Annotated in this window: 11 protein-coding genes; 3 read left to right on the top strand and 8 right to left on the bottom strand. The window is 47.7% G+C overall.

Annotation, left to right across the window (positions count from 1 at the left end):
• Nucleotides 1-162: IS4/Tn5 family transposase DNA-binding protein (locus YWE_RS29610; protein ID WP_029094912.1), on the bottom strand; the 162-nt coding region annotated here is incomplete at its 3' end.
• A gap of 628 nt (nt 163-790) precedes the next feature.
• Here YWE_RS29610 and YWE_RS0112865 point away from each other — a divergent pair.
• A complete protein-coding gene (locus tag YWE_RS0112865; RefSeq protein WP_029094911.1) occupies nt 791-1372 on the top strand; it encodes a histidine phosphatase family protein in 582 nt (193 codons plus the stop codon).
• Between the two features lie 59 nt (nt 1373-1431).
• On the opposite strand, the gene YWE_RS0112860 is transcribed toward YWE_RS0112865, so the two are convergent.
• From YWE_RS0112860 to YWE_RS0112835, 6 genes are all read right to left on the bottom strand, one after another.
• Nucleotides 1432-2178 (bottom strand): lipoprotein YafT, encoded by a 747-nt coding sequence (locus YWE_RS0112860; RefSeq protein ID WP_029094910.1) that lies wholly within the window; start codon nt 2176-2178, stop codon nt 1432-1434.
• A gap of 88 nt (nt 2179-2266) precedes the next feature.
• Nucleotides 2267-4336, bottom strand: coding sequence for a heavy metal translocating P-type ATPase (locus YWE_RS0112855; RefSeq protein ID WP_029094909.1), 2070 nt, complete (start codon nt 4334-4336; stop codon nt 2267-2269).
• Between the two features lie 8 nt (nt 4337-4344).
• Nucleotides 4345-4656 (bottom strand): YtxH domain-containing protein, encoded by a 312-nt coding sequence (locus tag YWE_RS0112850; RefSeq protein ID WP_029094908.1) that lies wholly within the window; start codon nt 4654-4656, stop codon nt 4345-4347.
• Entirely contained in the window at nt 4640-4954 is a 315-nt protein-coding gene (locus YWE_RS0112845; RefSeq protein WP_029094907.1) for a magnetosome protein MamC family protein, read from the bottom strand. The genes YWE_RS0112850 and YWE_RS0112845 overlap by 17 nt, the downstream gene beginning before the upstream one ends.
• Complete coding sequence (locus YWE_RS0112840) at nt 4944-5612, bottom strand: YtxH domain-containing protein (protein ID WP_036015964.1); 669 nt, start codon at nt 5610-5612, stop codon at nt 4944-4946. Before YWE_RS0112840 ends, YWE_RS0112845 begins: the two co-directional genes overlap by 11 nt.
• 13 nt (nt 5613-5625) lie before the next feature.
• The gene (locus YWE_RS0112835) at nt 5626-5958 is read right to left on the bottom strand and encodes an HMA2 domain-containing protein (protein ID WP_029094905.1); all 333 of its coding nucleotides are present in this window, start codon (nt 5956-5958) and stop codon (nt 5626-5628) included.
• 266 nt (nt 5959-6224) lie between these two features.
• Here YWE_RS0112835 and YWE_RS0112830 point away from each other — a divergent pair, with 266 nt between their 5' ends.
• Nucleotides 6225-6590: an HMA2 domain-containing protein gene (locus YWE_RS0112830; protein WP_029094904.1), complete on the top strand. Its 366-nt coding sequence runs from the start codon at nt 6225-6227 to the stop codon at nt 6588-6590.
• A gap of 490 nt (nt 6591-7080) precedes the next feature.
• Here YWE_RS0112830 and YWE_RS0112825 read toward each other — a convergent pair whose 3' ends face one another.
• Nucleotides 7081-7536 carry a hypothetical protein gene (locus YWE_RS0112825; protein ID WP_029094903.1) on the bottom strand — a complete coding sequence of 152 codons (456 nt, stop codon included), beginning with the start codon at nt 7534-7536 and terminating at the stop codon, nt 7081-7083.
• Nucleotides 7537-7760: 224 nt separating this feature from the next.
• Here YWE_RS0112825 and YWE_RS0112820 point away from each other — a divergent pair, with 224 nt between their 5' ends.
• Nucleotides 7761-7985: a DUF2594 family protein gene (locus YWE_RS0112820; RefSeq protein ID WP_029094902.1), complete on the top strand. Its 225-nt coding sequence runs from the start codon at nt 7761-7763 to the stop codon at nt 7983-7985.
• Nucleotides 7986-8032 lie beyond the last annotated feature (47 nt).

Genomic DNA, 8032 nt, shown 5'->3' with positions numbered 1-8032 from the left:
TTCAACTTCAGCAGTAGATTGAGACGATTTCACGATAGAAAGTCCGGTATGTTGAGCAAGAGAAGTGGCGAGAGTTACCAGGCGACGGGTACGGCGGGGATCGCCAAGTTTGGCCAGCCCGAAAACCTGTTTAGCCCATGAATAGCAGTCAGAAAGTAACATTTTAAAATCAAGAATGAGAGGAAATATAAAGAAAGATCAACAGACAGAGAAAAAGTTCAAAAAAATCCCCAACGAATAGGTCGGGGACTTGTGTATAAGAGACAGGTTGAAAAACGGGGTCCAGTCCTTAGGCTAAGCGCTAGCTTGTTAGCTAAAACCTGGATCCCCGCTTTCGCGGGGATGACTGAGAAAGGGATGAAGCTGGAGTGGGATTACATGGCATAGAACACTCTCGTCGTCACCCCGTTGAAAAACGGGGTCCAGTTCTTAGGCTAAGCGCTAGCTTGTTAGCTAAAATCTGGATCCCCGCTTTCTCGGGGATGACGGAGAAAGGGATGAAGCTGGAGTGGGATTACATTACATAGCACACTCTCGTCGTCACCCCGTTGAAAAACGGGGGCCAGTCCTTAGGCTAAGCGTTAACTTGTTAGCTAAAATCTGGATCCCCGCTTTCGCGGGGATAACGGGAGAAAGGGAGAAAGGGATGACGAAGAAAGGGATAACGAGGGTGAGGGATGACAACCGACTTGGACCATGTTGTATAAGAACACTTAACTAACCGGCATAACGCTCACCGCGAGCCTTCAATCAAAGCTGTAGCTCTATCTGACATAAGGGAACTGAACGTATGTCTCTACACAACACTTACTACGTACTTCGCCATGGTAATAGCTTAGCCAATCAGCAAAAAATCGTTATCAGTGATATTCAACATGGCCGGGATGCTTATGGCCTCTCCCCATGGGGAATTGCTCAGGTTGTTCGCACGCTGGAAAACTGGCCGTTTCCTAAACCGGATATCATCTTTCACTCAGACTTCAAACGAACCACTGAAACAGCCGCGCTGGTATCAGACCATTTATCTGTTCCGCTTAAGCCTAATCCGGCCCTGCGTGAACGCTATTTTGGCGATTTCGAAAAATTAGATGACTCCCACTATCCGCCGGTTTGGCAGCACGATGCCGAAGACCCTGAACATGAATTCGGTAATGTCGAAAGCTTAGAGTCAGTCTGCGCGCGACAAATGGCGTTTATTAAAGAGCTGGAGCAGCAGTATAACGGCAAGCATATTTTGCTGGTGGGTCACGGCGATCCGTTACAGATTTTACTGACTCACTTTTTAGATAAGCCGCTCAATCAGCACAGAGAGTTGGTACATTTGGAAACGGCGGAAGTGCGGGCACTGATCCCAGAATATGATAAGGCTTAAAGACAATAAAACGGCCCTATTATGTTCAGAGCCGCTTCCGTTTTATTAATACTTACCGATCAGCGGCTAAAACGCTCAAAAATCTCTTTGGCCGCAGCCTGATAAGCCTGCTCTTTCAGCGCCATAACCTGTTTTACATCTTTGGAATCCCGGTTATACCGACCGCTGACCATAGAGCTTTCAAAGGTTTCTGGCGTAAAGGTTGTCCAGCGACCGCTCAGCACATCAATCAGCGCGATGCGTAATACAATCCGCATATGTTGGGTTTCATCGGGCAGAACGCCGCCGACAAAAGGCACCCATGAAACAACTTTAGTCGCTTCATTTTCACTACCGCTTTCCAACTGTCCCCAATAAACCAGAATCTTATCTTGGCCGCCGTTAGCCGCGGTCAGACGCAGTAGTTTAGGATAATCAACCTTGGTATCTTTATTTTGGCTGTCTCTATAACGATATGAATCCGGAGGAACACCTGAGAATACGGAGACGGAATAGAACTGCTTCAGCGCGGCTTGCATCGCCGGGTCCGGCGTCATTGCACCAGATTGAATCAGTAAAATAGACGAGTCTTTCGGTAATCTGAAACTATAGCGGGAATTATTAAGCGCCGTTTTAATATCTGCATCAGTGATGCCCTGTTCAGGCATTGCACCAAGCACGTCCTGATCTCTTAATTCACCGCCGTAAAACTGATTTTGCCCGTTCCCGGCATTAGAAATAGAACGGGTGGCGCAGCCTGAGACCATCAAAATGCTTAAAGCAATAATCAGTAATCCGCGTAACTTATAGCTAATGCCACTTCTCATACATTGGTTCCCTTAATGATGATTAATTGACTGAAATTAAAGCTTATCGGGCTATAGCTGTATGGCTTAGCCCGATAATAAACTGACGCTATTTCCTTGCCGCCAGCGAACGTAGTAATACACCCATAGTTGTACCGTTGTGCAACAGCGCGCTGTAAGTCGGAGATAGCCGGCCCATTGCCGCTGCCAGCATAATGCCGCTGTTAATCCACTCGGTTAAGCGGATATTGCTATTCACTAAGCGCATTGCTTCAACGGATAGCTCTCTGGCAACCACTACACCGTGCAGCGAATCTTGCAGCAATACTGCATCGGCGGCCTGCTGGGCCAGTTCAGTACTACGGTTCATTGCCAGACCAACGTTTGCCTGAGTCAGTACCGGAGCATCATTCACCCCGTCGCCGACAAACATCACGCGGCAGCCTTGCTCCTGCAGTGACTGAACCACGCTGACTTTGCTTTCAGGCGTTGCTTCGGCATAGAAACGATCAATGCCCAGCTCTTTCGCCATTTGCTCAGCCTTGTGATATTTATCACCGGTTAGCAATACAACGTTCTTCACACCCAGATCGCGCAGTTGGCTGATCACCTCAGCCGCTTCTTCCCGCACGTTATCCTGCAGGCCAATCATTCCTACCAGACGTTCATCCAGGCTAATAAACAGCAGATGGCGCCCCTGCTCTTCCAACTCATCAATCTGAGACTCAAACGGCCCGAAATCAATATTGTAATGTTCATGCAGGAAATGGCGGCTGCCGATTGCCATGCGATGGTCATCCAGTTCAGAGATCAAGCCGTGAGCAATAACATATTCCACTTCACCATGATTAATATGAGGAAGCTCATGCTGTTTCGCTGCGCTGACCACCGCTCTGGCCAGAGGATGGTTACTATGTTCTTCAACCGAGGCCGCAATCGCCAGCAGACGCTCTGCCCAAGTATGTTTTGGATCAAAACTGACAACGTCGGTCACCAGCATATCGCCATAGGTCAGCGTACCGGTCTTATCAAACACCACCGTGTCAATATCAGCCAGTTGTTCAATCGCCCGCCCGCCCTTCAGCAACAGGCCAGAGTTAGCCGCCTTATACATAATAGATTTAAAGGCAATTGGCGTACTGAGTTTTAAAGCACAGGAGTAATCAACCAAGAAAACCGAAGCCAGGCGATTCCAGTCACGGGTCAGGGCAAAAACACCCGCACCGGCGGCAAGAGTAATCGCGACCCGACGGTCAGCCATTTTTTGAGTTACTTGCTGAGTTTCACTGCGCTGGCTAAGTGATTCAGTGATAAAACGACGAATATTAGCCGTCGAAGACTCATCGCCGACTTTATCTGCTCTGACGGCAATATTACCGTCCTGAACCTGAGTACCGGCAAACACCCACGCCCCGCACTCACGCCGAACAGGTACGCTTTCACCGGTCATCGAAGCCTGATTAATTAAACCAACGCCGCGCAGTACTGTGCCATCTGCCGGAATATTATCTCCCGGACCGAGCAGCATCACATCACCGTTGGTTAGCTGTTCAGCATTGATTTCACAGCTGGTGCCGTCTCGCTCAATCCATACCGGATGATATTGAGGCTGCATCAATTGAGACAATAGCTCATCAGAATGTCGGCTGGTCTCTTGCTCAAAGTATTCGCCAAGGGTCAGCAAGCTTTGAGTCAGCATCGCAGTACGATAATCTCCGCGCACCATTGATAAGCCCAACGCCAAGCCATCGAGCACTTCAACCTTTAACTCCCGGTGGCGTAGTGAATCAATACCTTCGGCTATAGTTGGAGCAATTAGTACCATTGCCGGCAGCGCAGCCCAACGTTTGGGGAGAAACTGAGTCATTGCCAGACCGGCAATATTCAGCAGATTATCACCGCCACAGTATTCAGTTTCATACTCACTGTCGGTTGCCAGAGACCAGTCAATTGCGTTGAGCTGAGCCAGCAACGTCAGCTCATCGGTCTTATTAATATCGTAGGTCAGTACCGCCGAAGCAGCCGCCGGGCGTAAACGTACGCTCCGCACGCCGGCTAAGGACAGCAACTGAGTTTTAAGCCAGCCCGCAACATCCTGATTTTGACGTAAATAAGGAATACGCGCGCGTAGCCTTCCCGGTAACTTATGTACCAGAGTGACAAGAGTTTGATTGGTCATTAGGGCAATTACTCGCTGTCTTGATCTTTATCCCGGTAGTAATCCAGTTCTGCCTGAACATCAGCCAAACGCTCTTTTAACTCTTCAACTTCACCGCGCACCGCTCCCCAAGCTTTGTTAGCCGTCGAGCTGATGCTTTGTTGTACGTTACGGTTAGACAGCAGATAAGCAATAGCTGCACCGGCAACAATACCGGTAATGAGATGCGCACGGCTGTTATCAGTACGATAAGGCTGTTGAGGCGGAGTCTGATCAACCGGATAAGGCGCATACGGCATGTAATACGGATTATAGTAATAAGGATTATTCGGCTGTTTCATCTGTCTGTCCTTTCTTCATTGCATCTAATAGATACAGGCCGGCAGCACCTGCGCTAAGCACCGTTAATAACGTTAATATCGGACGTCCGGCCGTTGCATTGGCAACGGTCATTGCCGCGCCGCTGACCAAGCCGGCTTTAGTGGCATCGATCAATACTTTGCTGGTGGCCTGATTAATGGTCTGCTCACCATTTTGGTAACGACGCCATTGTTCTACACCCGAAGCGGTTGCACCCACTAAGGCGCCGGCAATCAGGGCTCTACTGGCCGGATTTAAACGATCGCTATTATTGCTCATGCTCGTCGTCTCCCTCTGCAATCTCTGGCTGGCGATGGCGTTCTACCGATTCCTGAAAGCCATCTTTACCGGCCTGAACGGTATCACGGAAAATAGCGCTGCTGGTGGCAACCGTCTCTTTCACGCTATTGGCGCTGCTTTCAGCCGCGTCTTTCACTTTTGAACTACCGGTTTTCAGCAGGTCACCGGCGTTAGCAAAAGTTTGCAGTAAGGTATTACGCACGCTTTCATTACTTAAAATAAGCGCTGCGGCAGCCCCAATCATTGCCCCTTTCCAAAACTCTTTATCATCAACGCCAATAGTGCTGATAATATTTTTAAAGATGCCCGCCTGCTCGCCCATCATCCCTTCAACCATACCCTGGGCCTGTCCGCTCCAGTCGAAGCCCGGCTGCATGGGTTGCTGAGCCTGAGGTTGTTGAAATTGTGGTGGTTGCTGCGACATCGGATAGCCCATCGGCGGCTGGCCGCACATTGGATTCCACATTGGTGGATAAGGCTGCCACATCATCTGTTGCTGCTGCATCTGCATTTGTTGCTGCATCTGCTGTTGCATTTGCTGCATCTGTTGCGGTGTCGGATAGCCGTAAGGGCCATATGGCGGCATTCCCTGAAACCCCTGATTTTCCTGATCGTTATTGTTGCTGTCGCTGCTCATGTTCAGTTCCTCGTTATTGGCTATCTGACGGAGAGATAATTGGCAAAATGGCGGTTAAGGCCTGCTGTGCGAGATCGTCATCAGCACCAAACAGTTGCTCTAACAGAGCCGGTGATAACCGTTTTGCATCGTATTCCAGTAATAGACTGCCGGTCGCTGTATTTAGCGTATAGCTACGCAGGCATTGATCCGGGCCACATAACTCTTCAAGGGAAGAGAGTTTGCTCTGACTCAGTCCTGCAATTAAGCGATTAGTAAAGCGTAGCCTTAAACGACCCGGTATGTGGTGGGCAAGTTCAACAAAGCGGCGTAACGCCATTAATCCACTAAAGCTATTGGATGACATTCTGTGTCCTAAATGAGATTCATTCATCCCACGTAAAACGCAGGAAAGAGTTAAATTTTTGTTATGACTATCATATGACGCTACCCAATGATTTTAAACACCTAAACATGCTTCATTTTGTAGTAAGTCACATTTAAATGACAAAACAACATAAATGGATAAATTTTTGTCATCTCACAGCGCAAACTGGTCAATAAGAATACTGGACAGACCTCAAACCTTAATGTAAATTATTCTCGTTACCTTTATCATTTAGGTGTATCACCATGACTCCATACGTTCATCAGACCCAAAACCGTATCCGTATTCGTTCGGAATATATTCAGCATCATCATGCCGAAGTAACGGCTTTGATTGAACAGCTTGAACAAATTCCTGGTATCAAAGAGATCCAGTACCGTCGCTATGCCGGTTCTGTGGCTATTCGTTTTGATAGCAAGGTCATTACCGCCGGAGCGTTGTTGGAAACCGTAGACAGCTATGGCTGGATGGAACAGAGCGAAGAGCGTGACTTCATCAATAATGCCGTGCGCCAGGGAGCGAAAACCTTACTTAAAGGTATTGCCCTGACAACGTTAAAACGTACTCTGGGTGGCCCGTTGGTCAGCGCCGTAGCCGCATTTGCCAGATAATAATCATTTAAGCCCTGTTGATTGATACGCGGTAATCAACAGGGCTGTTCTTTATAGCCAAAATAATTCGAGTGGCATCGCGTCGGCAAGAGAGCAAGCCCCGATGAGCTGACTCAGGTAAGTGGTTCGGGTGAGTGAGCGCAGCCAACAAAGATGCAGCTTGAAGTATGACGAGTATAGATATATTCCCGCCAGTGTATTGATTATTGAGCATTTAAATCCCCAATATCTGCTGTTGAAATCTTCTCAAAATAACGCCCCCTTACTCAAATCTCATGGTCTTACCTGCGTTAACCGCTGCAATCAATTCATGCACAGCGCATTTAACGTGCCACTCATTGATATTGGAAGAAAAACTGACTATTCAACAAATTGCTCAATAAAGCGATTTTGAGGATATTGGCTATTTTTGCAGGATATTTAAAGAAGAGACCGGGTTAGCACCCTTGGTATATCGGAGTTTTTACAGTAGAGGCCATATCAATACGCGTTAGCCAAAGCGTTTAGCTGCACACTGACAAACACCGCCCATCTTAGCTGGGCAACGTTTACAAGGCGGGGACTTAAGCGGCAAACGCAATATAGCCGGAGTTGAAATGTTCTTGGTTGATATACGCATATTGTTTGAAAACGGCTGCTGCCCGGCGCTGCTGCGTTTTGTCTGCAAACTATCCAGCACTAACCCCACGCCACCGGTATGATTAAACCAGTCAAGCAAAGGGCGTAACGGTTTAGATACTTCGCCCAACATTGAACCGACAACCTCCTGAGATAATTCACGCCATGCGGAATCATCTGCCGTTGGCTTGGCAGATCGAGCGTGATTAACAGGTAAAGCCACAGGTCGAGAAAGTTGCTGTAAAGCACGATCGCCGGTTTTATCCTTACTTGCGTGCTTAGCCGCTTTCTTACGCAGTTTCTTTAATGCCTTAAGGGCTGATGACATAAAATGGTGCGCTCACAAACAGTAATGAGAATTATTATCTCTATAATATAGGCTGTTTTCAACATTTTTAAACTAAGAGATGCTCTCTTATTGATAAATACTTTGCTAACATACTTAGCGAATTTAATCCGACATACTTAAAATCACTCGAGGTGCAGGAAGACGACAAGCTCACTGATTGGTGACTTGAAAGATGAAAAGCATCGATATCGACAGGACACACTATGAACAACATCGATTTCCCGACAGCCTCTACGCAGGAAGAAATGGCTAAAGAGATCACCTGCCTGAAAGCCATTATGACCCTAATGCTTAAAGCTATGGGCCAGGCCGATTCTGGTAAAGTTATCCTAAGAATGGAGAAGCTGATTTCTGAACACGAAAATCAGGCTGAAGCTGAAGCATTTACCAATACTATCCAACAAATCCGTCAGGCCTATCGCCAGTAATCTGCGTTGATACCAATGACAGTAAAAAGCCACTGTATTAAAAACAC

Source organism: Budvicia aquatica DSM 5075 = ATCC 35567 (assembly GCF_000427805.1).
GTDB lineage: Bacteria > Pseudomonadota > Gammaproteobacteria > Enterobacterales > Enterobacteriaceae > Budvicia > Budvicia aquatica.
The sequence above is the reverse complement of the archived record's forward strand: the minus strand, read 5'-3'. Positions and strand labels throughout refer to the sequence as shown.